At 69.9% G+C, this 25,670-nt stretch carries 27 protein-coding genes and 1 riboswitch; of the genes, 8 read left to right on the plus strand and 19 right to left on the minus strand.

The window, feature by feature from the left end; genetic code table 11:
- Window positions 1-108: 108 nt before the first annotated feature.
- Window positions 109-225: riboswitch (SAM riboswitch) on the minus strand.
- Between the two features lie 77 nt (window positions 226-302).
- The 7 genes from ACFY01_RS09430 to ACFY01_RS09460 form a co-directional block, all read right to left on the minus strand.
- Complete coding sequence (locus tag ACFY01_RS09430) at window positions 303-476, minus strand: hypothetical protein (RefSeq protein ID WP_390735081.1); 174 nt, start codon at window positions 474-476, stop codon at window positions 303-305.
- 28 nt (window positions 477-504) lie between these two features.
- Entirely contained in the window at window positions 505-861 is a 357-nt protein-coding gene (locus tag ACFY01_RS09435) for a PRC-barrel domain-containing protein (RefSeq protein ID WP_390735082.1), read from the minus strand.
- A 98-nt stretch (window positions 862-959) separates the two neighbouring features.
- On the minus strand, window positions 960-2,024 hold the full coding sequence (gene trpD, locus ACFY01_RS09440) for an anthranilate phosphoribosyltransferase (RefSeq protein WP_390735083.1): 1,065 nt from the start codon (window positions 2,022-2,024) through the stop codon (window positions 960-962).
- Window positions 2,025-2,184: 160 nt separating this feature from the next.
- Entirely contained in the window at window positions 2,185-3,822 is a 1,638-nt protein-coding gene (locus tag ACFY01_RS09445) for a cytochrome bc complex cytochrome b subunit (RefSeq protein ID WP_390735084.1), read from the minus strand.
- Window positions 3,819-4,877, minus strand: coding sequence for a Rieske 2Fe-2S domain-containing protein (locus tag ACFY01_RS09450; RefSeq protein ID WP_390735085.1), 1,059 nt, complete (start codon window positions 4,875-4,877; stop codon window positions 3,819-3,821). The genes ACFY01_RS09445 and ACFY01_RS09450 overlap by 4 nt, the downstream gene beginning before the upstream one ends.
- Window positions 4,874-5,686 carry a c-type cytochrome gene (locus ACFY01_RS09455; protein WP_390735086.1) on the minus strand — a complete coding sequence of 271 codons (813 nt, stop codon included), beginning with the start codon at window positions 5,684-5,686 and terminating at the stop codon, window positions 4,874-4,876. The genes ACFY01_RS09450 and ACFY01_RS09455 overlap by 4 nt, the downstream gene beginning before the upstream one ends.
- A 62-nt stretch (window positions 5,687-5,748) precedes the next feature.
- On the minus strand, window positions 5,749-6,369 hold the full coding sequence (locus tag ACFY01_RS09460) for a heme-copper oxidase subunit III (RefSeq protein ID WP_132850863.1): 621 nt from the start codon (window positions 6,367-6,369) through the stop codon (window positions 5,749-5,751).
- Between the two features lie 198 nt (window positions 6,370-6,567).
- Between ACFY01_RS09460 and ACFY01_RS09465 the strand changes: the two genes are divergently transcribed.
- Window positions 6,568-6,969 carry a hypothetical protein gene (locus tag ACFY01_RS09465; protein ID WP_390735087.1) on the plus strand — a complete coding sequence of 134 codons (402 nt, stop codon included), beginning with the start codon at window positions 6,568-6,570 and terminating at the stop codon, window positions 6,967-6,969.
- Between the two features lie 31 nt (window positions 6,970-7,000).
- Here the strand turns inward: ACFY01_RS09465 and ACFY01_RS09470 are convergent, their stop codons facing one another.
- The 4 genes from ACFY01_RS09470 to coxB form a co-directional block, all read right to left on the minus strand.
- Window positions 7,001-8,260, minus strand: coding sequence for an Ig-like domain-containing protein (locus tag ACFY01_RS09470; protein ID WP_390735088.1), 1,260 nt, complete (start codon window positions 8,258-8,260; stop codon window positions 7,001-7,003).
- A gap of 149 nt (window positions 8,261-8,409) precedes the next feature.
- Window positions 8,410-8,808 carry a cytochrome c oxidase subunit 4 gene (locus ACFY01_RS09475; RefSeq protein ID WP_361816501.1) on the minus strand — a complete coding sequence of 133 codons (399 nt, stop codon included), beginning with the start codon at window positions 8,806-8,808 and terminating at the stop codon, window positions 8,410-8,412.
- Window positions 8,805-10,541 carry a cytochrome c oxidase subunit I gene (gene ctaD / locus ACFY01_RS09480; RefSeq protein WP_390735089.1) on the minus strand — a complete coding sequence of 579 codons (1,737 nt, stop codon included), beginning with the start codon at window positions 10,539-10,541 and terminating at the stop codon, window positions 8,805-8,807. Before ctaD ends, ACFY01_RS09475 begins: the two co-directional genes overlap by 4 nt.
- The gene (gene coxB / locus ACFY01_RS09485) at window positions 10,538-11,497 is read right to left on the minus strand and encodes a cytochrome c oxidase subunit II (protein ID WP_390735090.1); all 960 of its coding nucleotides are present in this window, start codon (window positions 11,495-11,497) and stop codon (window positions 10,538-10,540) included. Before coxB ends, ctaD begins: the two co-directional genes overlap by 4 nt.
- A gap of 259 nt (window positions 11,498-11,756) precedes the next feature.
- Here coxB and ACFY01_RS09490 point away from each other — a divergent pair, with 259 nt between their 5' ends.
- Entirely contained in the window at window positions 11,757-13,136 is a 1,380-nt protein-coding gene (locus ACFY01_RS09490) for a cysteine desulfurase/sulfurtransferase TusA family protein (protein ID WP_390735091.1), read from the plus strand.
- 3 nt (window positions 13,137-13,139) lie between these two features.
- On the opposite strand, the gene ACFY01_RS09495 is transcribed toward ACFY01_RS09490, so the two are convergent.
- Window positions 13,140-14,114 carry a carbohydrate kinase family protein gene (locus ACFY01_RS09495; RefSeq protein WP_390735092.1) on the minus strand — a complete coding sequence of 325 codons (975 nt, stop codon included), beginning with the start codon at window positions 14,112-14,114 and terminating at the stop codon, window positions 13,140-13,142.
- A 149-nt stretch (window positions 14,115-14,263) separates the two neighbouring features.
- On the opposite strand from ACFY01_RS09495, the gene ACFY01_RS09500 reads away from it, so the two are divergent.
- Both ACFY01_RS09500 and ACFY01_RS09505 read left to right on the plus strand, forming a co-directional pair.
- Window positions 14,264-14,473, plus strand: a complete 210-nt coding sequence (locus ACFY01_RS09500; protein WP_390735093.1) for a hypothetical protein — start codon at window positions 14,264-14,266, stop codon at window positions 14,471-14,473.
- 101 nt (window positions 14,474-14,574) lie between these two features.
- The gene (locus tag ACFY01_RS09505; RefSeq protein WP_390735094.1) at window positions 14,575-16,446 is read left to right on the plus strand and encodes a hypothetical protein; all 1,872 of its coding nucleotides are present in this window, start codon (window positions 14,575-14,577) and stop codon (window positions 16,444-16,446) included.
- A 92-nt stretch (window positions 16,447-16,538) separates the two neighbouring features.
- On the opposite strand, the gene ACFY01_RS09510 is transcribed toward ACFY01_RS09505, so the two are convergent.
- Window positions 16,539-16,895, minus strand: a complete 357-nt coding sequence (locus ACFY01_RS09510) for a HesB/IscA family protein (protein WP_390735095.1) — start codon at window positions 16,893-16,895, stop codon at window positions 16,539-16,541.
- A 285-nt stretch (window positions 16,896-17,180) separates the two neighbouring features.
- On the opposite strand from ACFY01_RS09510, the gene nadA reads away from it, so the two are divergent.
- Window positions 17,181-18,365: a quinolinate synthase NadA gene (gene nadA / locus ACFY01_RS09515; RefSeq protein ID WP_390735096.1), complete on the plus strand. Its 1,185-nt coding sequence runs from the start codon at window positions 17,181-17,183 to the stop codon at window positions 18,363-18,365.
- 62 nt (window positions 18,366-18,427) lie between these two features.
- On the opposite strand, the gene ACFY01_RS09520 is transcribed toward nadA, so the two are convergent.
- From ACFY01_RS09520 to ACFY01_RS09540, 5 genes are all read right to left on the minus strand, one after another.
- Window positions 18,428-18,976: a DUF1062 domain-containing protein gene (locus ACFY01_RS09520; RefSeq protein ID WP_390735097.1), complete on the minus strand. Its 549-nt coding sequence runs from the start codon at window positions 18,974-18,976 to the stop codon at window positions 18,428-18,430.
- A 197-nt stretch (window positions 18,977-19,173) separates the two neighbouring features.
- Window positions 19,174-19,857 (minus strand): response regulator, encoded by a 684-nt coding sequence (locus ACFY01_RS09525; protein ID WP_390735098.1) that lies wholly within the window; start codon window positions 19,855-19,857, stop codon window positions 19,174-19,176.
- Entirely contained in the window at window positions 19,854-21,077 is a 1,224-nt protein-coding gene (locus ACFY01_RS09530) for a sensor histidine kinase (protein WP_390735099.1), read from the minus strand. Before ACFY01_RS09530 ends, ACFY01_RS09525 begins: the two co-directional genes overlap by 4 nt.
- A 25-nt stretch (window positions 21,078-21,102) precedes the next feature.
- Entirely contained in the window at window positions 21,103-21,381 is a 279-nt protein-coding gene (locus ACFY01_RS09535) for a hypothetical protein (RefSeq protein WP_390735280.1), read from the minus strand.
- A 43-nt stretch (window positions 21,382-21,424) separates the two neighbouring features.
- Window positions 21,425-22,201, minus strand: a complete 777-nt coding sequence (locus ACFY01_RS09540; RefSeq protein WP_390735100.1) for a PspA/IM30 family protein — start codon at window positions 22,199-22,201, stop codon at window positions 21,425-21,427.
- A gap of 268 nt (window positions 22,202-22,469) precedes the next feature.
- Here ACFY01_RS09540 and ACFY01_RS09545 point away from each other — a divergent pair, with 268 nt between their 5' ends.
- Window positions 22,470-23,096, plus strand: a complete 627-nt coding sequence (locus tag ACFY01_RS09545; protein WP_390735101.1) for a DUF3043 domain-containing protein — start codon at window positions 22,470-22,472, stop codon at window positions 23,094-23,096.
- An 83-nt stretch (window positions 23,097-23,179) separates the two neighbouring features.
- On the plus strand, window positions 23,180-23,881 hold the full coding sequence (locus tag ACFY01_RS09550; protein ID WP_390735281.1) for a class I SAM-dependent methyltransferase: 702 nt from the start codon (window positions 23,180-23,182) through the stop codon (window positions 23,879-23,881).
- A 73-nt stretch (window positions 23,882-23,954) separates the two neighbouring features.
- Here ACFY01_RS09550 and ACFY01_RS09555 read toward each other — a convergent pair whose 3' ends face one another.
- On the minus strand, window positions 23,955-24,167 hold the full coding sequence (locus ACFY01_RS09555; protein WP_390735102.1) for a hypothetical protein: 213 nt from the start codon (window positions 24,165-24,167) through the stop codon (window positions 23,955-23,957).
- Between the two features lie 289 nt (window positions 24,168-24,456).
- On the opposite strand from ACFY01_RS09555, the gene ACFY01_RS09560 reads away from it, so the two are divergent.
- Complete coding sequence (locus ACFY01_RS09560) at window positions 24,457-25,665, plus strand: bifunctional adenosylcobinamide kinase/adenosylcobinamide-phosphate guanylyltransferase (protein WP_390735103.1); 1,209 nt, start codon at window positions 24,457-24,459, stop codon at window positions 25,663-25,665.
- Window positions 25,666-25,670: the final 5 nt, after the last annotated feature.

Consider the following 25,670-nt stretch of genomic DNA (forward strand, 5'->3'; position numbering starts at 1 on the left):
CAGCGCCGACAAGGTGAAAGGGGTGTGCGGAGGCGGGGCTCGACGCCCTATCGCATTCGCTTGCTCACGGAAGGCTCCCTCGATGACCAGGACCCCTGGCGTGTGAGGGGTCCGCGCTTGCCGCAGACCTCGCTGCCTGCGGCCTGGTCTTCACCCGGGGCACCCCGCCACGGACGGAGGGTTGCCGGACAGTCGGCCGGGGCCTCATGACTGTCACTCATGACCTGCGAAAGAACGTACGCGAGCCGATCAACGGCCCGCAACTCGTGTCCGGATCCCGGGACGCCCGCCCGGCGCCGGGGTCACCGGACGAAGTGGTGCCGGTGCGAGCGCCGGGACCAGCGCACACCGAAGAACACGAGGTCGGCCACGAACAAGACCGCGCCGATGACCAGGAGGTAGAACAACCCGTTCGCCGCCACGCCGATGAGTCCCAGGATGACCGCCGCAAGGATCAGGAACAGGAAGAGCGCCATGGGTGACCACATCCTCCGACCGGGCCGCTCAACCCCGCGCGAGACGGCGCCCGCGTGCGGCACCGCCCTCGTAGGGCCTGTCGTAGTGTTCGAAGATCTCGTGTTCCCGTTCGGCCGGCAGGACGTCGTCCATGCCGATCGACGGCGACTTCTTCACCTGCCCACGGGGATGGGCCACCCGCACGTAACCGGGTCCGAGGGTCGCCTCGTCGAGCGGGACGAAGACGAGCCGGTGCCGGGTCGGCATCCCGGTGCGGACGGTGACCATCGCGGGCGTGTCGTCGGTGGTGTCCACGTAGACCGCTTCGAGGGCCCCGATCTTGCGGCCTCTGGGATCGATCACGTCGCGGTTGCGCCACTCGCGGATATCGGCTGAGTGGATCATGCCTCGCTCCTCGCGGCCCCTCCCGGACACCGCAGGGTCAGGCGGAGCGGCCGCGGGAGAGCTACCACGTCTTCACTGTACTCCCGCGGCCACCCGGGTCACGCGTTGCTCGCGGCCACCCAGCGGTCCAGGGTCCGTCTGGCCGAGCCGGAGTCGATCGACTCGGCCGCCCTGCGCATCCCGGCGCGGAGCTGCTCGGCCAGGGGCTCCTGGGTCGGGTCCAGGGCCACCAGGGCCGCCGCCGAGTTCAGCAGGACGGCGTCCCGTACGGGGCCCGTCTCGCCGTCGAGGAGCCGCAGGGCGACCTCGGCGTTGTACGACGGGTCACCGCCGCGCAGGGCCTCCACCGGCACCAGCTCGATGCCGACGTCACGCGGGTCGAAGCGCTCCTCGGCGACCTTGCCGTCGCGCACCACCCAGACGTGGGACGTGGACGTCGTGGTCAGCTCGTCGAGGCCGTCGTCGCCGCGGAAGACGAGGGAGGAGTTGCCGCGTTCGGCCAGGACACCCGCGATCATCGGCGCCAGCCGGGGGTCCGCGACGCCTACCGCCTGGGCCTTCACCTTCGCCGGGTTGGTCAGCGGTCCGAGGGCGTTGAAGACCGTACGGATGCCCAGCTGGCCGCGCGCGGCGGCCACATGGCGCAGCGCCGGGTGGAACTTCACCGCGAAGCAGAAGGTGATGCCCGCCTCCTCCGCGACCTCCGCCACCCGCTGCGGCGTCAGGTCCAGATTGACGCCCAGCTTCTCCAGGACGTCGGAGGAGCCCGACGCCGAGGAGGCCGCCCGGTTGCCGTGCTTGACGACCTTCGCGCCCGTGCCGGCCACCACGAGCGCCGACATCGTGGAGATGTTCACCGTCTTCGCGCCGTCGCCGCCCGTGCCCACGATGTCGACCGTGCGGCCCGACACCTCGATCACGTTGGCGTGCTCGTACATCGCCCGGACCACACCGGTGATCTCCTCGACGGTCTCGCCCTTGGCGCGCAGCGCCACCACGAAGCCGGCGATCTGCGCGTCGGTGGCCTCGCCGCGCATGATCTGGTCCATCGCCCATGCCGTCGCGTCGGCGCTCTGGTCCCGGCCGTACAGCAGGGCGTTCAGTACCTCGGGCCAGGAACGGCCCGCCGCGGTGTCGCCTCCAGCGGGGGTCACAGCGCTCATCAGCCGCTCCTGGTCGTCGTAGAGGAATCTGTCGTCGCAGAGGAGTGTGTCGTCGTCGAGACAGAGTGTGCTGCCACCCTATCCAGCCCCGGGGCAAGGCGAAGGGCCCCGTCCGAACACCGGACGGGGCCCTTCGCGCGTGGCGTGGCGTGCGCAGCGATCAGTGGTGGCCGTGGCCGCTCGTGATCTCCTTGTACTCCTCGACGGTCGGCTTCGGGATCTGGTTGTCCTCGCCGTAGTAGGCGTTGCTGAGCTTGGCGCGCAGCTTCTCGGAACCCTTGATCTTCCGCTCGACGCCGTTCTCGTCGACCGTCGGGCCGATCTCGGCCGGCGCGTACTGGTTGTGAGCCGTGAGGGTGTGCAGCTGCTCCTGGCTGAGCGGCTCGTGGACCTCGATGAACTCACCGTGCGGCAGGCGCTTGATGATGCCGGTCTCCCGGCCGTGCAGCACCTTGTCACGGTCACGGCGCTGGAGGCCGAGGCAGATCCGCTTGGTGACGATGAACGCGACGACCGGTCCGACGAAGAAGCCGATCCGGACGAACCAGGTGACCGCGTTGATCGACAGGTGGAAGTGGGTGGCCCACAGGTCGTTGCCACCGCCGACCAGACCGATCATGTACACGGTGACCCAGGCGACGCCGAACCCGGTACGGGTCGGGGCGTTGCGCGGGCGGTCCAGGATGTGGTGCTCGCTCTTGTCGCCGGTGACCCAGGACTCGATGAACGGGTAGACCGCGATGGCCGCCAGCACGACACCGAAGAGGACCAGCGGGATGAACACGCCCAGGACGAGCGTGTGACCCCAGAGGTTGATCTCCCAGCCCGGCATGTAGCGGACGAGACCCTCGGCGAAGCCCATGTACCAGTCGGGCTGGGCGCCGGTGGACACCTGGTCCGGACGGTAGGGGCCCATGGCCCAGATCGGGTTGATCTGGGCGACCGCCGCGATGGCCGCGATGACACCGAAGACCAGGAAGAAGAAGCCTCCGGCCTTGGCCATGTAGACCGGCAGCAGCGGCATGCCGACGACGTTCTTGTTGGTCTTGCCGGGACCCGCGAACTGCGTGTGCTTGTGGTAGAAGACCAGGATCAGGTGGCCGACGACCAGGCCGAGCATGATGCCCGGCAGCAGCAGGATGTGGATCGAGTAGAACCGGGCCACGAAGTCGTGGCCGGGGAACTCGCCGCCGAAGAGGAAGAACGAGATGTACGTGCCGACGATCGGCATGGACAGGATCGCGCCCTCGGTGAAGCGGACACCGGTGCCGGAGAGCAGGTCGTCCGGGAGCGAGTAACCGGTGAAGCCGGTGAACATGCCCAGGACGAACAGCAGGAAGCCGAAGAGCCAGTTGATCTCACGCGGCTTGCGGAACGCGCCGGTGAAGAACACGCGCATCATGTGCACGAACATGCCGGCCAGGAAGATCAGGGCGGCCCAGTGGTGGATCTGCCGGATGAGCAGACCACCGCGCACGTCGAAGGAGATGTGCAGGGTCGAGCTGAACGCCTCGCTCATCAGCTGGCCCTGGAGCGGGACGTAGCTGCCGTGGTACTCCACCTCGTTCATCGACGGGTGGAAGAACAGCGTCAGGTACACACCCGTGAGGATGATGATGAGGAAGCTGTAGAGGCAGACCTCACCCAACATGAACGACCAGTGGTCGGGGAAGATCTTGCGCATGTTGGCCTTGGCCAGGGAGTAGATCCCGAGCCGGCCGTCGGCCCAGTCGGCGACGCGCTCGCCGGCCGGTGCCTTCCCGCGGGTGCGGGGCTGTTCGTTGGCTGAAGTACTCATCCGCGCTCCCAGAATGCAGGACCGACGGGCTCCTCGAAGTCGCCGAGCGCCTGGAGGTAACCGTCTCCGTTCACGCCGATGCGGAGCTGGGGCAGGGCGTGACCGGCGGGGCCGAAGATCACTCGGGCACCGTCGGAGAGGTCGAAGGTGGACTGGTGGCACGGGCACAGCACGTGGTGCGTCTGCTGCTCGTACAGCGAGATCGGGCAACCGACGTGGGTGCAGATCTTCGAGTACGCGACGATGCCCTCGTGCGACCACTCGAGCTCGCGCTTGTCCTTGATGTTGTCCGGCTGGAGCCGGATGATCATCAGGGCCGCCTTGGCGATCTCGTTCTGGAAGTCCTCCTGCGCCTCCTCCAGGCCCTCGGGCTTGGCGAAGGTGAGGGAACCGACCTGAACGTCCTCGGGGCGCAGCGGCTGGTTGGTGTTCATGTTGACCAGCAGCTTGCCCTTGGACCACAGCGTGTGGCGGAGCTTGGACTCGGGCAGCGGGCCGAGGTCGCGCAGCAGGACGACGCCGGAGAGCGGCACCAGGGTGAGCGCGCCGAGCATCGTGTTGCGGATCAGCTTGCGGCGGCCGATCGCCGACTCCTTGGCGCCCAGCTTGAAGTCCGCGTGGACCTTCGCCCGGGTCTCGGGCGAGGCCGAGATCGGGTGGCGCTCGTCGGCGACCTCCACGTCGGACATCAGGGTGCGGGCCCAGTGGACCGCGCCCGCGCCGATGGTGAACAGCGCCGTACCGAGGCACAGGCCCAGCGCGAAGTTGAGCGCGCTGATGTGGCCGATCGGGAAGACGAAGATGTTCTTGTCGGCCGGGATCGTCACGTAGGACGCGATGAAGCCGATGGTGGCCAGCATCGACACCGTGAACAGCAGGGCGACCATGCGCTCGGACCGCCTGGCGGCCCGCTCGTCGATGTCCTGGATCCGGTGCTCGTGCGGCGGCAGCCCGGGGTCGGCGAACGGGTTCTTCTCGTCCGCGACGTCCACGGCGCCGTGCGTGGTGTCCTGCTCGGCGGGCAGGTTCTCTTCTGGAATGTCTTGGCTACTCATGACTTCTTGGCCTTTGCGGTCCGAGCGGCGACCCAGACGGCGACCGCGACAAGTGCGCCGAGACCGAAGATCCACGCGAACAGACCCTCGCTGACCGGCCCGAGGCCGCCCAGCTCCAGACCGCCGGGGTTCGTCGTCTCATCGCCGTTGACCGCGTGCAGGTACGCGATGATGTCCTTCTTGTTCTTCTCCGACAGGGTGGTGTCGGGGAAGGACGGCATGTTCTGCGGGCCGGTCTGCATGGCCTCGTAGATGTGCTTCGGGTCGACGCCCTCCAGGGACGGGGCGAACTTGCCCTTGGTCAGCGCACCACCCTTGCCGGTGAAGTTGTGGCACTGCGCGCAGTTGGTGCGGAACAGCTCGCCGCCCTTGGCGATGTCGCCGTCGCTCGGGTTGTACTGCTCCGAGGTCGGCACGTTCGGGCCGGCGCCCAGGGAGGCGATGAACGCCGCCAGCTGGTCGATCTGGGCCTGGGTGTAGATGTTCTTCTTCTTCGGGACCTGCGCGCCCTGGGAGGTGGCGGCCGGCATGCGGCCGGTGCCGACCTGGAAGTCGACGGCCGCGGCGCCCACGCCCACCAGGCTCGGCCCGTCGGAGGAGCCCTGGCCACCGGTGCCGTGGCAGCTGGCGCAACCGACCTCGTAGAGCTTCTTGCCCTCTTCGATGGTCAGGGACTGGGAGGACTCGTCGGCCTGCGCCTTGCTCGCGGGCGCGAACGCGGCGTACAGCCCCCCAGTGGCCGCCAGCGCGAGGAGTAGGACGACGACCGCCGCCAGCGGATGGCGTCGTCGTGCGGAGAGCTTTTTCACGGATTACCCCGGTGTCAGGATCTTCTGCGTCGATGCTTCTGGATGTTCGGGAGCGGTCCCGGCTACTTGATCAGGTAGATCGTGGCGAAGAGACCGATCCAGACGACATCGACGAAGTGCCAGTAGTAGGACACGACGATCGCGGCGGTGGCCTGCTCGTGCGTGAACCTCTTCGCCGCGTAGGTGCGGCCGAGGACCAGCAGGAAGGCGATGAGACCGCCCGTCACGTGCAGGCCGTGGAAGCCGGTGGTCAGGTAGAACACCGAGCCGTACGGGTCGGAGGAGAGCGAGAGCCCGTCCTTCTTCACCAGCTCGGTGTACTCGAAGATCTGGCCGCCGATGAAGATCGCACCCATCACGAACGTGACGATGAACCAGCCCCGGAGCTTCTTCACATCACCGCGCTCGGCCGCGAACACGCCGAGCTGGCAGGTGAGGGAGGAGAGCACCAGGATCGTGGTGTTCGTCGCCGAGAACGGAAGGTTCAGGCTGGAGGCCATCTCCTTCCAGTGATCGGGACCCGTCACCGATCGCAGGGTGAAGTACATCGCGAAGAGGGCCGCGAAGAACATCAGCTCGGAACTCAGCCAGATGATGGTTCCGACGCTGGTGAGGTTCGGCCGGTTGACCGACGGGTGCGCGTGCCCGGTTTCTACTGTCGTTGCTGTCGCCACGACCGACATTATGTCGGTCGCTTATCTCGCCCTCACTCCGGGGGGTGCCGTTCGGAGTGTTCGCAGGGTGTGCAGTGCCCGTATGGCCCATCAGGCGGTCGTTCGAAGTCGTGTCCGGACCAGTGTTGACGGGGTGTCGGAGGGGGTAGCATCCGCCGCATCGGTCCTGTTCGTACGACGGCGTACGCCCTGTGTATCGGAGGAACCATGCAGCCGACCGCCACGGTGCTGGTCTACAGCGACGACTCCAACACCCGCGAGCAGGTCCGGCTCGCCACCGGGCGCCGGCCGGCCCCGGACGCGCCCGTGGTGGAGTTCCTGGAGTGCGCGACGCCCGCCGCGGTACTCGCCGAGCTGGACAAGGGCGGCATCGACGTCTGCGTCCTGGACGGCGAGGCCGTGCCCATGGGGGGCATGGGGATGTGCCGGCAGATCAAGGACGAGATCTTCGACTGTCCGCCGGTGCTGCTGCTGATCGGGCGCCCGCAGGACGCCTGGCTGGCGACGTGGAGCCGGGCCGACGCGGCGGTGACGCTGCCGGTCGACCCGGTGGAGTTCGCCTCGGCGCTGGCCTCCCTGCTGCGGAAGAAGAAGCTGCTGAGCGCCTGACGGCTCGGGGCGCGGCCCCGCGCTCCGGACCTCAGATCGCCGTCGGCTGGAGCCTCAGCGCGTCCTGTGGGGCCGGGCCGTCGGGCTTGCCGTTGGTCAGGACGCTGCCGGTGCGCCACTTGTTCCAGTCGACGTTCCAGTCGCCGAAGCCGTTGCCGAAGGGCTCCATCGTGTGGCCGCCCGAGTTGACGACCTTGACGATGTCACCCGGGTGGATGGTGTCGAAGAACCACTCCGCGTTGGACGTGCTCATGCCCGTGCAGCCGTGGCTGACGTTCGCGTAGCCCTGGGAGCCGACGGACCAGGGGGCGGCGTGCACGTACTCACCCGACCAGGTGACGCGGGTGGCGTAGTAGACCGGTAGGTCGTACGAGTCGGAGGTGCCCTCGGCGATGCCGACGGTGCTGCCGCGCATGCGTACGTACTGCTGCTTCTCCAGTACGACCTTGACGCCGTTGCGGGTCTCGAAGCCGGGCTTTCCGGTGGTGACGGGGATCTCGTTGATCACCGCGCCGTTCTTGTAGACGGTCATCTGGTGGGCCGACGCGTCCGTGACGGCCTCGATCCGGTCGCCGATGGTGAGCGTCAGGGGCTTGGCGGTGCCGCCCAGGAGGCGGTCGCCGATCCGCACGCCGTCCAGGTTGCTGTGCACGTGGAGGGTGGCGTGCGCGGGCCAGTAGTCCTTGGGGCGGTAGTGGAGTTCCTTGGCGCTCACCCAGTACCAGGAGCCGGCCACGGCCGGGATGGAGTCGACCCTGAGGGCGCGTTCCACGACGGCCCGCTGCGCCTTGTCCTTGATGTCCTGGCTCAGCTTCGCCGTGACAGGCTGGCCGACGCCATACGTGCCCGCGTCGGGCCCGAAGGTGACGTCCAGGCGCTTGGTGGTGCTGGGCAGGCTGGTGTCGAAGGTGAGGGTCCGGCGGCCGGGCGCCCCGTCCTCGTCCTCCGTGCTGATCCGCACCGTGTAATGGGCGTTCGCGGCCAGCGGGGCGGTGCTGTGCCACCGGCTGCCGTCGGCGGCGAGTTCGCCCGCCACGTAGCGTCCCGTGGCGTCCACGGCGGTGACGTCGGTGATGCGCCCGTCGTCCTCTGCGGTGACTTCGAGGGGCTTGTCCGGGTCGGCCTTCTTCCCGTCGCCGGTGAGGCCGCTGAAGGAGATCTGGTCCGCCGCGTCGTACGGCTTGTCCGCCAGGGGGTTGCCGTCCGATCCGCAGGCGGTGACGCCCGCGCCGAGGGCGGCCATCAGCAGGGCGCAGCTGACGACGGTGCGGGTGCGCGGAGAGATGCTCATGGGCTCAACGTAAGGAGAGTCGCCGACCCGGGCGCGCTGGATGTGGCGGACGGGGGAAGGGCGGTGCGCGGGGCCGTGCCAGAACGGCGGGAGCCCGGACCTCCTTGCGGAGTGTCCGGGCTCCCGGTGCGCGCTATGACTTGGGCGTACTACTGGGTGCGGTTCTCACCGTGGTAGTACTCGAAGACCCAGCCGAACAGGCCGATCATGATGATCGGTGCCGCGAAGTAGATCAGCCACCAGCCGACCGCGATGCTGAGGAAGGCGATCGCACCGCCGGTGCCGAGCATGAGCGGCTGCCAGCTGTGCGGGCTGAAGAAGCCCAGCTCGCCCGCGTCGTCCGCGACATCGGCCTCCTTGTTGTCCTGGGCACCCGCGTCGACCCGCCGGGCGGTGAAGCCCAAGTAGAAGCCGATCATGATGCACAGGCCGAAGGCCAGGAAGAGCGCCGTGGTACCGGCCGGCTCCTTCGACCACACGCCGTACACGACGGCCATGATCAGGACGAAGAAGCTCAGCCAGATGAACATCCGGCCCTGGATCTTCACTTGCCGGCCTCCTTGCTGCCCGCGATGGCGCTGCTGCTGCCGTGGCCGGCGTGCTCGAGCTGCTCAAGAGCGGCGATCTCGGGGTGGTGCAGGTCGAACGCCGGGGATTCGCTGCGGATCCGCGGCAGGGTGAGGAAGTTGTGGCGCGGCGGCGGGCAGGAGGTCGCCCATTCGAGCGAACGGCCGTAGCCCCACGGGTCGTCGACGCCGACCGGCTTGCCGTACTTGGCCGTCTTCCACACGTTGTAGAGGAACGGCAGGATCGACAGGCCGAGCACGAACGAGCTGATGGTCGAGACCGTGTTCAGGGCGGTGAAGCCGTCGGCCGCGAGGTAGTCCGCGTAACGCCGCGGCATGCCCTCGGCGCCCAGCCAGTGCTGGACCAGGAAGGTGCCGTGGAAGCCGACGAACAGCGTCCAGAAGGTGATCTTGCCGAGGCGCTCGTCCAGCATCTTGCCGGTGAACTTCGGCCACCAGAAGTGGAAGCCGGAGAACATCGCGAAGACGACGGTGCCGAAGACGACGTAGTGGAAGTGGGCCACCACGAAGTACGAGTCCGAGACGTGGAAGTCCATCGGCGGCGAGGCCAGGATGACACCGGTCAGACCACCGAACGTGAAGGTGATCAGGAAGCCGGTCGCCCACAGCATCGGGGTCTCGAAGCTCAGCGAGCCCTTCCACATGGTGCCGATCCAGTTGAAGAACTTCACACCGGTCGGGACCGCGATCAGGAAGGTCATGAAGGAGAAGAACGGCAGGAGCACGCCACCGGTGACGTACATGTGGTGCGCCCACACCGTCACGGACAGACCGGCGATCGAGATGGTCGCGGCGATCAGGCCCATGTAGCCGAACATCGGCTTGCGGCTGAAGACCGGGATGACCTCGGAAATGATGCCGAAGAACGGTAGCGCGATGATGTACACCTCTGGATGGCCGAAGAACCAGAAGAGGTGTTGCCACAGTAGCGATCCGCCGTTGGCGGCGTCGAAGACGTGGGCACCGAACTTGCGGTCCGCCTCCAGGGCGAACAGCGCGGCGGCCAGGACCGGGAAGGCGAGCAGGACCAGGACACCGGTCAGCAGCACGTTCCAGGTGAAGATCGGCATGCGGAACATGGTCATGCCGGGCGCGCGCATGCAGATGATCGTGGTGATGAAGTTGACCGAGCCGAGGATCGTGCCGAAGCCGGAGAAGGCCAGACCCATGATCCACATGTCGGCGCCGACGCCGGGGCTGCGGATGGCGTCCGACAGCGGGGCGTAGGCGAACCAGCCGAAGTCGGCCGCACCCTGCGGGGTGAGGAAGCCGGCCACCGCGATCAGCGAGCCGAACAGGTAGAGCCAGTAGGCGAACATGTTCAGCCGCGGGAACGCCACGTCGGGCGCGCCGATCTGGAGCGGCATGATCCAGTTCGTGAAACCGGCGAACAGCGGCGTCGCGAACATCAGCAGCATGATCGTGCCGTGCATCGTGAACGCCTGGTTGAACTGCTCGTTCGACATGAACTGCAGACCCGGCCGGGCAAGCTCGGCGCGCATGAGCAGCGCCATGACGCCGCCGATGAGGAAGAACGCGAACGACGTGACGAGGTAGAGCGTGCCGATCGTCTTGTGGTCGGTGGTCGTCAGCCACTTCACCACGACGTTGCCGGGCTGCTTGCGCCTTACCGGCAGCTCGTTCTCGTAAGAGTCAGCCGCCGCGGCACCCTGGGGTTCGTTGAGGATGCTCACAGGTTGTTCGTCTCCCGGTTCTTCTCGTGCGGCGTCTGCGCGATGCCGGCCGGAATGTAACCGGTCTGCCCCTTCTTGACGAGGTCCTTGAGGTGCTTCTCGTAGGCCGCCGGGGAGACGACCTTCACGTTGAACAGCATCCGGGAGTGGTCGACGCCGCAGAGCTCGGCGCACTTGCCCCGGAAGGTGCCGTAGGCGTTCGGAGTCACCTGGAAGGCGTTGGTGTGGCCCGGGATGACGTCCTGCTTCATGAGGAACGGCAGCACCCAGAAGGAGTGGATGACGTCACGCGAGGTGAGGACGAAGCGGACCGTCTTGCCCTTGGGCAGCCACAGCGTAGGACCCGGGTTGTGGGTGTCCGGGTTCTTCGTGCCGGGCGTGCCGACGTCGTAGACACCGCCGGCGTTCGCCGGGAAGTCGGTCTTGAACCGGTCCGGGATCGCGTTCAGCTGCGGGTCGGTCTTGGCGTTGCCGGTGGAACCGGGCACGTTCTCGATGTAGTTGAAGCCCCAGCTCCACTGGAAGCCGACGACGTTGACGGTGACGTCGGGCTTCTTGGAGAGGTCGAGGAGCTTCGACTCGTCCCGGGCCGTGAAGTAGAAGAGCACCGAGATGATGATGATCGGTACCACCGTGTACAGCGCCTCGATCGGCATGTTGTACCGGGTCTGCGGAGGTACCTCGACCTTGGTGCGGCTGCGCCGGTGGAACATGGCGCTCCACAGGATCAGGCCCCACACCAGCACGCCGACGGCGAGCGCGGCAGCCCAGGAGCCCTGCCACAGGGAGAGGATCCGCGGAGCCTCTTCCGTGGTCGGGGTGGGCATGCCAAGGCGGGGGAAGTCCTTGTATGTGCAACCGGTTGCGGTCGCCAGGACCAGGCCCGCGGTCATTGCCTGCAGCAGCTTCCGCCGCATCGGGCGCCGCGGCGAGCGGTCGGAGCCGTTGGGACTCACGTAGCGCCTTCCCGAGAGTCTCGCCCGCGCTGGTTGGCTGCGGCCTTCTCGCTGGTCGGTCGCCGCCCTGCGTCGGGCAGGGGTTTGATGTTTATGCGGACCAAACCCTACTGGACGCCTTCCGGGGGGTCGCGGGGAGGGGGGCCTAGTGGGTGGGGAGGTTAGCTTGTTTGGCGGCTGCGGGTATTTCGTGGCTGGTCGCGCAGTTCCTCGCGCCCCTTTGGGGCGCTGCACCCGAGGGGCGTCATAGCGTTTACGTATGTCCTATTTCGACGCTGCATCCTCCGTTCCTCTCCATCCCGTCGCCCGTCAGGCGTTGTTGGCCTCCCTGGATGAAGGGTGGGCCGACCCCTCTCGGCTCTACCGGGAGGGGCGGCGGGCGCGGTTGTTGTTGGATGCCGCGCGGGAAGCGGCCGCCGAGGTTGTGGGGTGTCGGGTGGACGAGCTGACGTTCACCTCCTCCGGGACCGGGGCCGTGCACAGTGGGATCGCGGGGGCGTTGGCGGGGCGGCGGCGGGTCGGGCGTCACCTGATCGTGTCATCCGTCGAGCACTCCTCGGTGCTCCATTCGGCGGACACGCATGAGGCGGGCGGTGGCGCGGTCACGCAGGTCGCCGTGGACCGTACGGGCGCGGTGACCGCCGAGTCGTACGGGTCCGCCCTCCGGCCCGACACCGCGCTCGCCTGTCTCCAGTCGGCCAACCACGAGGTGGGGACCGTGCAGCCGGTGGCGGAGGTCGCCGAGGTGTGCCGGGCGGCGGGGGTGCCGCTTCTGGTGGACGCGGCGCAGTCGCTGGGGTGGGGGCGGGTCGAGGGTGACTGGTCGCTGCTGACGGCGAGTGCGCACAAGTGGGGCGGGCCGTCGGGGGTCGGGCTGCTGGTGGTCCGCAAGGGGGTGCGGTTCGCGCCGCAAGGGCCGGTGGACGAGCGGGAGTCGGGGCGGGCGTCCGGCTTCGAGAACCTCCCGGCGATCGTGGCCGCGGCGGCCTCGCTGCGGGCGGTGCGCGCGGAGGCCGACCGGGAGGCGGCACGGCTGCGGGAGCTGACGCGGCGGATCCGCGCGCGGGTGGCGGAGTCGGTGCCGGACGTGGAGGTGGTGGGCGATCCGGAGCTGCGGCTGCCCGGGATCGTCACCTTCTCCTGTCTCTATGTCGACGGGGAGACCCTGCTGCACGAGTTGGACCGGGCCGGCTTCTCCGTCTCGTCCGGTTCGTCCTGTACGAGCAGCACCCTGACGCCCAGCCATGTGCTCAGGGCGATGGGGGTGCTGAGCGAGGGCAACGTCCGGGTGTCGCTGCCGCCGGGCACCGCGGAGGACGACGTCGAGCGGTTCCTGTCGGTGCTGCCGGGCGTGGTGGCGGGGGTGCGGGAGAAGCTCGGCGCGCCGGTGCCCGCCGCGGCGGCCGTACGGCCGGACGAGGTGGTCGTCGACTCGCTCGGCAAGCGCTGCCCGATCCCGGTCATCGAGCTGGCGAAGGTCATCGGGGACGTGCCGGTGGGCGGCACGGTCCGGGTCCTGTCCGACGACGAGGCGGCCCGCCTCGACATCCCGGCGTGGTGCGAGATGCGCGGGCAGGAGTACGTCGGTGAGGAGCCGGCGGACCACGGTTCGGCGTACGTGGTCCGCCGTATCGCCTGACTGTCAGACGAGGTGCTGCTGGACCTCGGCGGCGGCCTCGTGGCCGTAGGCCTTGGTGAAGCGGTCCATGAAGTGGGCGCGGCGCAGCTGGTACTCCTGGGTGCCGACCGTCTCGATGACCAGGGTGGCGAGCATGCAGCCGACCTGGGCGGCGCGCTCGTGGGAGACGCCCCAGGCGAGGCCGGAGAGGAAACCTGCGCGGAAGGCGTCGCCGACGCCGGTGGGGTCGGCCTTGCGCTCCTCCTCGGGGCAGCCGACCTCGACCGGGTCCTCACCGGCCCGTTCGATGCGGACGCCCTGGGAGCCGAGCGTGGTGACCCGGTAGCCGACCTTGGCGAGGATCTCCTCGTCGGTCCAGCCCGTCTTGGACTCGATGAGGCCCTTCTCGTACTCGTTGGAGAACAGGTACGTCGCGCCGTCCAGCAGTATCCGGATCTCCTCGCCGTCCATGCGGGCGATCTGCTGGGAGAAGTCGGCGGCGAACGGGATGTTCCGCGAGCGGCACTCCTCGGTGTGGCGGAGCATCCCCTCGGGGTCGTCGGCGCCGATCAGGACGAGGTCCAGGCCGCCGACGCGGTCGGCGACGGTCTTGAGCTCGATCAGCCGGGCCTCGCTCATGGCGCCGGTGTAGAAGGAGCCGATCTGGTTGTGGTCGGTGTCGGTGGTGCACACGAAGCGGGCGGTGTGCAGGGTCTCGGAGATGCGCACCGACTCGGTGTCCACGCCGTGCCGCTCCAACCAGGCGCGGTACTCGTCGAAGTCGAAGCCGGCGGCGCCGACCAGGACGGGCCGGGTGCCGAGCTGGCCCATGCCGAAGGCGATGTTCGCGCCGACGCCGCCACGGCGGACGTCGAGGTTGTCGACCAGGAAGGAGAGGGAGACCGTGTGCAGCTGGTCCGCGACCAGCTGGTCGGCGAAGCGGCCGGGGAAGGTCATGAGGTGGTCGGTGGCGATGGAGCCGGTGACTGCGATGCGCACGGCGAGGATTCTCCTGAGGGAGGCGGTTTGACAGTTCACGCTACCCGGTCCTGCCGTTCACACCACCTGTTCCGGCCGAGGTGCGAGAACGGGAAAACTACCCGATAGTAGATCTTTATCCGCTGACTTCACATGCTTACGGTGCCGCTATGACGAACCTCAAGGTCCACGCCCCCGTTCCGGCCGACCTCGACGGCGACCTGGCGTCGCTGCGCGGTGACTGCGCCCGAATGGCTCCGCACTGGGCGGTGGCGGACCGGGACTCCTCCGTTCCCGTGCCCCCGTCGCTGATCCACGGCGTGACCGTCCCCGTCGCCTCCGCCCGGCTGCTGGACGCCATGTCGGACTACGGCGACTGATTCATCCGGTCCGTTCGAGGGAACCGCTCGCTCACCTGTCGCGTCCCATCGCCGTCCCCCGAGGAGGGGATGCGGGATACGACCCAGCGAGGAGCGATGCGGTGAACACCGAGCGACCCGACAACGACGACGCGGCCGCGGGCACCGGCGCGGGAGCCTCGGCGGACAACCGGACTCCGAAGACCGGGGCCGCGCCCGAGCGGGAGACCTCCCCCGAGCCGCCGAAAGCCGAAGCAGGAGCGGCGGCCGGGGCGGCAGCTGAGCCGGAGGCGGCGTCCCAGCCGGAAGCCGCGGCCGAGCAACCGGAGGCCGTATCCGCAGCGGTGGCGGAGCCGGAGCCCGACGCCGCGTCCGAGCCGGAAACCGCACCCCGGCTGGAGGCCTCGCCCGAGCCGGGAGCCGTGGCCGAGCCTGCGGTCGAACTCGTCTCCGAGCCCGCCACCGAACCCGCCACCGAACCCCCCGCCGAGCCCGCGGTCGTGGGCGAGCTGTCCGACGACGAGGTTCCCCGGGACCACGGCGAGGCCGATGACGAGCGGCCCGCCCGCCGCCGCTCCCCCGCGGTCATCGCCTCCGTCGCCGCCGCCGTACTGCTGGTCGGGGGCGGTGGGGCGTACCTCGCCGCGACCGCGAACGGCGCATCGGTCGGCGGCACCGGGTCCGCGGCCTCCGGCGGCACTCCCCCGCCCCTCACCCTGGACGGCTCCTCGGAGGGCATCGCGCCCGGTGAGCCCAACCCGTACGGCGTCACGTACAAGGCCGCCGGCACCCTGCCCGACGGCCCCGGTTCGGCGCCGGTGTACCGGGCCGGCGGCGAGGTCACCAAGGACGAGGTGGCCCGGCTGGCGAAGGCGCTGGGCGTCGACGGCACGCCCGTGGCCGAGGGGCAGACCTGGCGGGTCGGCTCCGCGAAGGACGGGGCCGGTCCGAGTCTCCAGGTCAACAAGGAGGCGCCGGGCACCTGGTCGTTCAGCCGGTACGCGCCCGGCACCGACAACTGCAAGAAGATCACCGTCTGCACCCAGGACCCCGCCAACCCGGCCACCGACGGGGTGAGCGAGTCGGCCGCGAAGAAGGCGGCGGCGCCGGTGCTGAAGGCGGTCGGCCAGGACGACGCCAAGGTGGACGCGAGCCAGGTCATGGGCGCCCAGCGGGTGGTGAACGCCGACCCGGTGGTGGGCGGGCTGCCCACCTACGGCTGGACGACCGGTCTGACCGTCGACAAGCAGGGCCAGGTGATCGGCGGCCACGGTGAGCTGAAGGCGCCGGTGAAGGGGGACACGTATCCCGTCGTGGGCGCCGAGAAGGCGCTGAGCTTGCTGAACGCATCACCCGGGACCGACCACCGGATGGGCATCGGCGGTTGCGCCGCTCCCGTACCGCAGAAGGACCGTCTGGAGCAGCCGTGCGGGCAGGTGTCGGGGTCGGCCGTGCCGGCGCCGGCGCGGGAGACGGTCACCGTGCGGAAGGCGGTGTTCGGGCTGGCCGCGCACTCCGTCGACGGCCGGCAGGCGCTGGTGCCGTCCTGGCTGTTCCGGACGCGGGGGGCGGCGGACACCTTCACGGTGACGTACCCGGCCGTCGACCCGAAGTACCTGGCGTCGCCTGGCACCACGCAGTCGGGCACACAGCCGGGTACTCCGTCGGGCACGTCGTCGGCGTCACCGGCCGAGAAGCCCGTGGCGGTGACCGGCTACAGCGTCGCGGACGACGACCTGACCGTGGCGTTCGAGGGCGGGGTGTGCGCCGACTACAAGGCGTCGGCCGCCGAGGACTCCGGCAAGGTGACCGTCACGGTGACCGAGAAGCCCTGGCCGAACAAGATCTGCGTGCTGATCGCCAAGGTCTACCACCGGACCGTGCACCTGGACCAGCCGCTGGGCGACCGGAAGGTGGTCGGCTCGGACGGCCAGGAGATCCCGAAGGAGCGGCCGGACGCACGCCTGCCGAAGTCGTCGTCCATGACCCGCTGACCCGCCGACCCGCTGGGTCCGCGGACACGCGAAGGCGGCGACCCCGTCGGAGGGGGCCGCCGCCTTCGTGTTGTGCGCTGTGGCCGCGCGACTCAGCTGAAGGAGTCGCCGCAGGCGCAGGAGCCGGTCGCGTTCGGGTTGTCGATCGTGAAGCCCTGCTTCTCGATCGTGTCCACGAAGTCGACGGTGGCGCCGCCCAGGTACGGGGCGCTCATCCGGTCGGTGACCACCTTGACGCCGCCGAAGTCCTTCTCGACGTCGCCGTCGAGCGAACGCTCGTCGAAGAAGAGCTGGTAGCGCAGGCCGGAGCAGCCGCCGGGCTGGACGGCGACGCGCAGGGCGAGGTCGTCACGGCCTTCCTGGTCGAGCAGGGCCTTGACCTTCGACGCGGCGGCTTCGGTCAGGATGATGCCGTCGGTGACGGTGCTGGTCTCGTCCGATACGGACATCTACATCTCTCCCGGGTTGTACGGAGACTGCTTGCCGACGGTTGCAACCGGCGGGGCCGCGGATTCATTCCGGGCCGAGTGTTTGTCTTGTCGTTCCCTTCTCATGCTCGCACATGCGGTTCGAAGCGGAAAACGCCTCACCGGCGCCTGCCGGCGCCCGACCGACGCCCGACCGGGATTCACGTCACATCGACGCAATGACCATCGTCAAAGTGACGTGAAGCGGGTTATGATAGATAACGTCAATTCGACGAAAAGTAGAGAAGACCAGAAAGGGTGCGTGCCGTGACCACCGCCCAGACCCCGGAGCTCGACGTACAGCCGTCTCCGCTCGCCCTGCTGCTGCTCGGCCGTCAGGCCGACCCGAAGAGCGAGCGGGGTGTCGAGTGCCCCGGTGACCTGCCCTCGCCGTCCGACCCCGACCTGGTCGAGCGCGCCCGCGCGGCCAAGGCGAAGCTCGGCGACAAGGTCTTCGTGCTCGGCCACCACTACCAGCGCGACGAGGTCATCCAGTTCGCCGATGTCACGGGCGACTCCTTCAAGCTGGCCCGGGACGCGGCCGCGCGCCCGGAGGCCGAGTACATCGTCTTCTGCGGTGTGCACTTCATGGCCGAGTCGGCCGACATCCTCACCTCCGACGACCAGAAGGTCGTCCTGCCCGACCTCGCCGCCGGCTGCTCCATGGCCGACATGGCGACCGCCGAGCAGGTCGCGGAGTGCTGGGACGTCCTGACGGAGGCCGGTGTCGCCGAGCAGGTGGTGCCCGTCTCGTACATGAACTCCTCCGCGGACATCAAGGCGTTCACCGGCAAGCACGGCGGCACCATCTGCACGTCGTCGAACGCGAAGCGGGCCCTGGACTGGGCGTTCGAGCAAGGTGAGAAGGTCCTGTTCCTGCCGGACCAGCACCTGGGCCGCAACACCGCCGTCCGCGACATGGGCATGTCCCTGGACGACTGCGTGGTCTACAACCCGCACAAGCCGAACGGCGGACTGACCGCCGACGAGCTGCGCGCCGCCAAGATGATCCTGTGGCGCGGCCACTGCTCGGTCCACGGCCGCTTCAGCCTCGACTCGGTGAACGACGTGCGCGCCCGCATCCCCGGCGTCAACGTCCTGGTCCACCCCGAGTGCAAGCACGAGGTCGTGGCCGCGGCCGACTACGTCGGCTCGACGGAGTACATCATCAAGGCCCTGGAGGCCGCCCCGGCCGGCTCCAAGTGGGCCATCGGCACGGAACTCAACCTGGTCCGCCGCCTGGCGAACCGTTTCGCGCCCGAGGGCAAGGAGATCGTCTTCCTCGACAAGACGGTCTGCTTCTGCTCGACCATGAACCGCATCGACCTCCCCCACCTCGTCTGGGCCCTGGAGTCCCTCGCCGAGGGCAACCTCGTCAACCGCATCGAGGTCGACAAGGAGACGGAGGCGTTCGCCAAGCTGGCCCTGGAGCGGATGCTGGCGCTGCCGTAGCCTGCGGCTGCCCGCCTGTGCCGGGAGATGCCCCTTCCTGGACGGAAGGGGCATCTTCGGGTTCAGCGCTTGAGCGTGAAGGTGAAGTCGCCGGAGAGCCTGCTGTTCAGCCGCACCGCCGAGACGAGCTTCCCTTCCGTGATCAGTCTCTCGAGCTCGGCCCGTGAAAGACCGCAGCCTTCAGCGATCAGTCGCACCGGTCGGACGGGGATCCGTGCCGCGAAGCGGACCGAGACGTCGAGCACCTCGCGGTCGAGGTGGTCCGGTCCGCCGGTGTCGAGGCACCAGGCGTCGCCCCAGTCGAGGGCGATGCGATTACGGCGCCGCACGACCGGATCCTGGAGCAGCTCAGCTGCCAGGCCCGGGTCGTTGTCATGCATCCGGTCCAGCAGTTCGGGCCGTACGGAGCGCACGTTCACCCGCTCCAGGACCGTGAGCTTCGTGGTGTCCCCGCAAGCGGTACAGAGCGCGAGGAGCCAGGCGTCGATGAGCTTGTGGTTCGCGTTGACGCGGAACTTACCGCTCGTCAGGAAGCGCTCGGACGCGCACGCGTGGCAACGACGGAGAACGAGCGGCAGGCAGGTGGGCGTGACCACCCAGATGTTGAGCACAGAAGTACACCGGTTTCAGTGAGAAATCCGCAGCAAGAAGCAGCGCGGCGCAGATGCGCGACGCGCGACCGATCAGCTCTCGGGAGGTCTCACAGGGTGTACAACGGCACGTCCTTTGCTTGACGACTCGGTTCGGCAGCACGCTAACGGCGCACGGCGGCGCCGCACCACTGGTTTACGGCGGGACAGGCGCGCCGTCACTCCGCCCGCGGCCGAACCAGCCCCGACTCATAGGCGATCACCACGAGCTGCGCCCGATCCCGGGCCCCCAGCTTGGCCATCGCCCGGTTCACGTGGGTCTTCACGGTCAGCGGGCTGACCTCCAGCCGTTCCGCGATCTCGTCGTTGGAGTGGCCGCCGGCGACCTGGACCAGCACCTCGCGCTCCCGCCCGGTCAGCGCGGCGAGGCGTTGCGCGCGGGCCGGGTCGTGGTCGTCGTCGGCCGCGTCGCCCTGGGCGAGGAAGCGGGCGATGAGGCCCTTGGTGGCCGTCGGGGAGAGGAGGGCCTCTCCCTCGGCGGCCACCCGGATGGCGTTCAGGAGTTCCTCCGGTTCCGAGCCCTTGCCCAGGAAGCCGGAGGCACCGGCCCGCAGCGCCTGCACCACGTAGTCGTCGACCTCGAACGTGGTCAGGATGACCACCCGGACGTGCCCGAGCGAGGGGTCCGCGCTGATCAGCCGGGTGGCCGCCAGCCCGTCCGTCCCCGGCATGCGGATGTCCATCAGTACGACGTCGGCCCGGTGCCGGGTCGCCAGCCGTACGGCTTCCGCGCCGTCCGAGGCCTCGCCCACCACCTCCATGTCCGGCTCGGAGTCGACGAGCACTCTGAAGGCGCTGCGCAGCAGTGCCTGGTCGTCGGCGAGCAGGACGCGGATGGTCATGCGGAGTCTCCCGGGGCGGCGGTGCCGGTCTTGATCGGCAGGATGGCATGGACGCGGAATCCACCGCCGTAGCGGGGGCCGGTGGTGAGGGTGCCGCGCAGGGCGGTGACGCGTTCGCGCATGCCGAGGAGGCCGTGGCCGCCGCCGGAGGGAGCGGGCTCGTTCTCGCCGGGGCGGCCGTCGTCCAGCACCGTGACCTCGATATTCGGGCCCACGCGAACCACGCTGACCTCGGCCTTGGCATCGGTGCCCGCGTGTTTCTGCACGTTGGTGAGGGCTTCCTGGATTATGCGGTACGCGGCCAGGTCGACGGCGGCGGGCAGTTCGGTGCCCTGGTCGGTGCGGGCGACCTCGACCCGGAGACCGGCGTTGCGGAAGGTGTCGGCGAGGTCTTCGAGGCCGCTGAGGCCGGGGGCGGGTTCGGTGGGGGCCTTCGGGTCGCCGGACTGGCGCAGCAGGCCGACGGTGGCGCGGAGTTCGTTGAGGGCGGAGCGGCTGGCCTCGCGTACGTGGGCCAGGGCCTCCTTCGCCTGGTCGGGGCGCTTGTCCATGACGTGGGCGGCGACTCCGGCCTGGACGTTGACCAGGGCGATGTGGTGGGCGACGACGTCGTGCAGGTCGCGGGCGATGCGCAGGCGTTCCTCGGCGACCCGGCGGCGGGCCTCCTCCTCCCGGGTGCGTTCGGCGCGCTCGGCACGCTCGCGGATGGCCTGGACGACCGCGCGGCGGCTGCGGACGGCGTCTCCGGCGGTGGCGCCGATGCCGGTCCAGGCGAAGATGGCGAGGTTCTCCTGGGCGTACCAGGGCAGGGGGCCGGCGAGCATGGCGGCGCCGGTCAGCACGGTCATGGTGAGCAGGCCCGCGCGCCAGGTGGTGGCGCGGTCGGTGGTCGAGGCGACGGTGTAGAGGGCGACCACGGCGGACATCGCGACCGGGGCGCGGGGGTCACCGGTGACGGACTCGATCAGTGAGACGGTGCCGGTGACGGCGAGGACCGTCTTGGGGGCTCGGCGCCGGAAGACGAGGGCCGCGGCGCCGATCGTGATGAGCAGCAGGCTGAACGGGGCGGGGCTGCGGACGCCCCAGGCGACGTCCTTCTCGTCCTGCGGGGTCACGAAGGACCCCACGACCATGCAGATCAGCACGCCCGCCGCGAGTGCCGCGTCCAGTGCGAGGGGGTGTGCCTGGAGGCGGCATCTGGCGCGGTCGAGGGTGCTCACACCGTGAACAGTACGGACAGTCCGGTCAGCCCGGAATCAGTCCGTCGTCGCGCAGCAGTTCCCGGACCTCCTCCAGCGTCGCGTCCGGTGACGGCAGGATGAGGTCGGAGGGGGCCAGGGAGTCGTCGGGGACGGGCTCGCCGAGGTCGCGGACCTTGGTGAGGAGGGCCTGGAGGGTGCGGCGGAAGCCGGGGCCGTCGCCGTTCTCCATCTCGGCCAGCAGCTCGTCGTCGAGCTTGTTCAGTTCGGTGAGGTGGCTGTCCGCCAGCCTCACCTGCCCCTCCCCCATGATCCGTACGATCATGTCGGCCATGTCGCCCTCCAGGCTGTGGCTGTCGGCGCTCGGGCTACTGCTTGTCGAAGCGCGGGGTGTCCTGCGGCTGCTGGGACTGCGCCTGGCCGGTGCCGCCCTCGATCGCCTGCTGGGGCGCGCCGCCGGCCAGCTCGGCCTTCATGCGCTGGAGTTCCAGCTCCACATCCGTGCCACCGGAGATCCGGTCCAGCTCGGCCTGGAGGTCGTCCTTGGCCAGGCCGGAGGGGTCGTCCAGGGCGCCGGAGGCGAGGAGCTCGTCGATGGCGCCGGCCCGCGCCTGGAGCTGGGCGGTCTTGTCCTCGGCGCGCTGGATGGCCAGGCCGACGTCGCCCATCTCCTCGGAGATGCCGGAGAAGGCCTCGCCGATGCGGGTCTGCGCCTGGGCGGCGGTGTAGGTGGCCTTGATGGTCTCCTTCTTCGTACGGAAGGCGTCGACCTTGGCCTGGAGCCGCTGGGCGGCGAGGGTGAGCTTCTCCTCCTCGCCCTGGAGGGTGGTGTGCTGGGTCTCCAGGTCCGTCACCTGCTGCTGGAGCGCGGCGCGGCGGGAGAGCGCCTCGCGGGCCAGGTCCTCGCGGCCGAGCGCGAGCGCCTTGCGGCCCTGGTCCTCCAGCTTGGTCGACTGCGACTGGAGCTGGTTGAGCTGGAGCTCCAGGCGCTTGCGGGAGGTGGCCACGTCGGCGACGCCGCGGCGGACCTTCTGGAGCAGCTCCAGCTGCTTCTGGTACGAGTAATCGAGGGTCTCGCGCGGGTCCTCGGCCCGGTCAAGGGCCTTGTTCGCCTTCGCGCGGAAGATCATCCCCATACGCTTCATGACACCGCTCATGGGCTTCGCGCGCCCCCTTCTGACGGACTCCAGCTCACAGATCCTGCGACAGAACCCACAGTACGGGCCCTGCATCCATTACCGCACTGTTCGGGGACGGATGCGCTCATCCCCAAGGACGACTGCGTACGGCTGCGCTCCGGCGTAGGGAGTAGGTGGCTCCCGGGGTGCCCCTGAGCGAACCGTCCGCGACGTCCCCTGTGTCCCCCTAGAGACGAATGGTGTTGCCGGATCGTTCCCCACGGGGCTGGGGTCCATGCCCCGACACCCCGTACCCTTGGGTTTTGTGTTCCGTAGCCGTGCCAAGGAAGAGAAGGCCCCCACCGACAAGGTGACGGTGACCGACTCCAAGCAGCCCCGTGACCCGCAGGCCCCCAAGGGCAGGCCCACGCCCAAGCGCAGTGAGGCCCAGTCCCAGCGCCGCAGCGTCGCCAGCACTCCGACGAACCGCAAGGACGCCGCCAAGCGGCAGCGGGAGGAGCGCCGCGTCCAGCTGGAGCGGCAGCGCCAGGCGCTGGCCAGCGGCGACGAGCGGTATCTGCCGGCCCGTGACAAGGGTCCGGTCCGCAAGTTCGCCCGGCAGTGGGTCGACTCCCGGTTCAACGTGGCGGAGTTCTTCCTGCCGCTGGCCGTGGTCATCCTGGTGCTGAGCGTGGTGCGGGTGCCCGCGCTGCAGACCATCGCGCTGCTGCTGTGGCTGGTCGTGATCGTCCTGATCGTGCTGGACTCGATCCTCAGTGGCTTCCGGCTCAGGAAGCGGCTGGGCGAGCGCTTCCCGGACCAGAACCGCAAGGGCGCGGTGGCGTACGCCCTCATGCGCTCTCTTCAGATGCGTCGGCTCCGGCTGCCCAAGCCGCAGGTCAAGCGCGGAGAGCGGCCCTGAGCACGGACGCCTTCCAGGGGGGTGCGGCGGATGCCTGGCTGAGCAAGCTGGGCGGGTTGCGGGACGTCGTACGGCAGGAGCTGGTGGCCCGGCAGCTCGACGAGCAGATAGCCGGGCGGTTCCCGGTCGGGCAGCGGCTGCGGGTGCTCGACGTGGGAATGGGCCAGGGCACGCAGGCGCTGCGGCTGGCCCGGGCCGGGCACCAGGTGACCGGCGTCGAGCAGGACACGACGATGATCTCGGCGGCGCGCGAGGCGCTCTCCGGTGAGCCCGAGGGGATCCGCGAGCGGATGCGGATCGTCCAGGGCGACGGCCGCGACACCGGGGTGCACTTCCTGCCGGGCAGCTTCGACGTGGTGCTGTGCCACGGGGTGCTGATGTACGTCGAGGAGCCCGATCCGCTGCTGGCCGGGCTGGCCCGGATGCTCGCCCCCGGCGGGCTGCTGTCGCTGCTGGTGCGCAACGGCGACGCGCTGGCCCTGCGGCCGGGGCTGTCCGGGGACTGGGCGGGGGCGCTGGCCGCTTTCGACACGACTTCCTACCGCAATCGGCTCGGCCTCGACGTCCGGGCGGACCGGCTCGGCACGCTGACGTCCACGCTCGCCGGGATCGGGGCGCCGCTGCACGCCTGGTACGGGGTGCGGGTCTTCACGGACACGGCGGCGGACGGCGCGGAGATCCCGGCGGACCTGGACACGTTGCTGGCCGCCGAGGAGCGGGCCGGGCGAACGGACCCGTACCGGGGGGTCGCGGCGCTGCTGCACCTGTGCGGGGTGCGGGGCTGAGCGGGGACTGAGACGAGGCGGGGCGGGCGAGGACCCGTGAGGGCACCCGCCGCACCCCCCGCCTCGCGGGCGTTCAGGACTCGTCGGCGTGCAGGCTCATCGGGCCGTAGATCTCCGTGGTGTCCTCGAACAGCCGGACCTGGTCCGCGCCGCCCTCCAGCAGGGCCTTGTAGTGCTCTCCGACCCAGGACTCGGCATCCCCTTGCGTGGTGAACTCCTCGGGCTGGACCGCGGGCTGGACCTCCGTCCCGTCGGCCTTCTCGAACCGCCACGTCCAAGCCACCATGTACGCCTCCCTGGTGCGACCACGTGCAGAGCGAAAGCCGGATCTTGGTCCGGCTCCTGCACCGAGCCTAGAGCCTGTCCGGCGGATGATGCCCCAGACGCAGGGCCTTGCACGCCCTCCTCCGCCTTTGCCGGACGCTCCCCCACGCTCGAACAACCTCGCGCGGGGGCACCCCATGGCCCCGCTCACCAGCGTCGATGGCGCACCTGCTCCTTTCCGGCGGCCTGATCCGCCGGGCAGGCCCTGGCCGGGCGCGCAAGACCTGCGGCGGCAAGCGAAAATCGAGTCCGTGGAACTGACTCTGCTCGGCACCGGTGCCCCCGCGGGACTGCCCCGCCCCGACTGTCCCTGCGCGGCCTGCGCCACCGCGCTCGGCCCGGACGCGCGGGCGGCCACCGCGGTGCTCGTCGACGGGACGCTGCTGCTGGATCTGACGCCCGGCGCGGCGTTCGCGGCGGCCCGGGCCGGTCAGTCGCTGGGCGGGGTACGGCAGGCGCTGCTGTCGCATCCGCACGACGGGCCGGCGGTCGAGGTGCCGGCCGGGCTGCCGCAGCCCGTTCGGGTGCCGGACGGACGGGAGTTGACGCTGCTGACGGGGCATCGGGTGCGGGCGCTGGCGATGGACGCGGGCGGCACCGGGTACGCGGTGACCGGGCCGGACGGTCAGCGGCTGCTGTACCTGCCGCCGGGCGGCGCGCCCGCCGGGCTGGAGGGCGGGGCGGCGCGGGGCGCGGCGTACGACATGGTGCTCACGGATGTCGTGGGGCGGCCGGACGCGCTGGCCAGGCTGCGGGCGGTGGGCGCGGTGGGGCCGACCACGGACGTCGTCGCCGTCCACCTCGACCACGACGTGTCGCCGGGGCCGGAGTTGCGGCGCCGGCTGGCGGCCGCGGGGGCGCGGGCGGTGCCGGACGGGACGACGCTGGTGGTGGGGGTGTACGAGCACGTGCCCGACGTGCCGCGGCGGACGCTGGTGCTGGGCGGTGCGCGGTCGGGGAAGTCGGTGGAGGCCGAACGGCGGCTCGAGGCCTTCCCCGATGTGCTGTACGTGGCGACGGGCGGGTCGCGGAACGGGGACACGGAGTGGGCGGCGCGGGTGGCCACGCACCGGGACCGGCGGCCGGGTTCGTGGCGTACGGCGGAGACGTGCGACCTCGTGCCGTTGCTGGCCGAGGACGGGCCGCCGCTGCTGATCGACTGTCTGTCGTTGTGGCTGACGGACGCGATGGACTCGGTCGGGGCGTGGGACGACGCGGAGTGGGCGTCCGGTGGGGAGCGGGCGTTGCGGGAGCGGGTGCGGGAGTTGGCCGCGGCGGTGCGGGCGGCTCGGCGGACCGTGGTCGCGGTGTCGAACGAGGTGGGGTCGGGGATCGTGCCGGCGACCTCCTCGGGGCGGCGGTACCGCGATGAGCTGGGGCGGCTGAACTCGGCGTTCGCGGCCGAGTGCGAACAGGTGCTGCTGGTGGTGGCGGGGCAGGCCGTGGTGCTGCGGGGGTAGGCACC

Source organism: Streptomyces sp. NPDC001480, from assembly GCF_042894725.1.
In the GTDB taxonomy this organism is placed as follows: Bacteria; Actinomycetota; Actinomycetes; order Streptomycetales; family Streptomycetaceae; genus Streptomyces.

Bases quoted from the DNA above. Each gene is read 5' to 3' on its own strand.
- ACFY01_RS09500 (WP_390735093.1), top strand. From the start codon at position 14,264: ATGACGAACCTCAAGGTCCACGCCCCCGTTCCGGCCGACCTCGACGGC.
- ACFY01_RS09525 (WP_390735098.1), bottom strand. From the start codon at position 19,857: ATGACCATCCGCGTCCTGCTCGCCGACGACCAGGCACTGCTGCGCAGC.
- ACFY01_RS09535 (WP_390735280.1), bottom strand. From the start codon at position 21,381: ATGATCGTACGGATCATGGGGGAGGGGCAGGTGAGGCTGGCGGACAGC.
- ACFY01_RS09465 (WP_390735087.1), top strand. From the start codon at position 6,568: ATGCAGCCGACCGCCACGGTGCTGGTCTACAGCGACGACTCCAACACC.
- ACFY01_RS09430 (WP_390735081.1), bottom strand. From the start codon at position 476: ATGGCGCTCTTCCTGTTCCTGATCCTTGCGGCGGTCATCCTGGGACTC.
- ACFY01_RS09510 (WP_390735095.1), bottom strand. From the start codon at position 16,895: ATGTCCGTATCGGACGAGACCAGCACCGTCACCGACGGCATCATCCTG.
- ACFY01_RS09470 (WP_390735088.1), bottom strand. From the start codon at position 8,260: ATGAGCATCTCTCCGCGCACCCGCACCGTCGTCAGCTGCGCCCTGCTG.
- ACFY01_RS09445 (WP_390735084.1), bottom strand. From the start codon at position 3,822: ATGAGTACTTCAGCCAACGAACAGCCCCGCACCCGCGGGAAGGCACCG.
- ACFY01_RS09490 (WP_390735091.1), top strand. From the start codon at position 11,757: ATGTCCTATTTCGACGCTGCATCCTCCGTTCCTCTCCATCCCGTCGCC.
- ACFY01_RS09545 (WP_390735101.1), top strand. From the start codon at position 22,470: ATGCCCCGACACCCCGTACCCTTGGGTTTTGTGTTCCGTAGCCGTGCC.
- ACFY01_RS09555 (WP_390735102.1), bottom strand. From the start codon at position 24,167: ATGGTGGCTTGGACGTGGCGGTTCGAGAAGGCCGACGGGACGGAGGTC.
- ACFY01_RS09460 (WP_132850863.1), bottom strand. From the start codon at position 6,369: ATGTCGGTCGTGGCGACAGCAACGACAGTAGAAACCGGGCACGCGCAC.
- ACFY01_RS09435 (WP_390735082.1), bottom strand. From the start codon at position 861: ATGATCCACTCAGCCGATATCCGCGAGTGGCGCAACCGCGACGTGATC.
- ACFY01_RS09540 (WP_390735100.1), bottom strand. From the start codon at position 22,201: ATGAAGCGTATGGGGATGATCTTCCGCGCGAAGGCGAACAAGGCCCTT.
- trpD (WP_390735083.1), bottom strand. From the start codon at position 2,024: ATGAGCGCTGTGACCCCCGCTGGAGGCGACACCGCGGCGGGCCGTTCC.
- ACFY01_RS09450 (WP_390735085.1), bottom strand. From the start codon at position 4,877: ATGAGTAGCCAAGACATTCCAGAAGAGAACCTGCCCGCCGAGCAGGAC.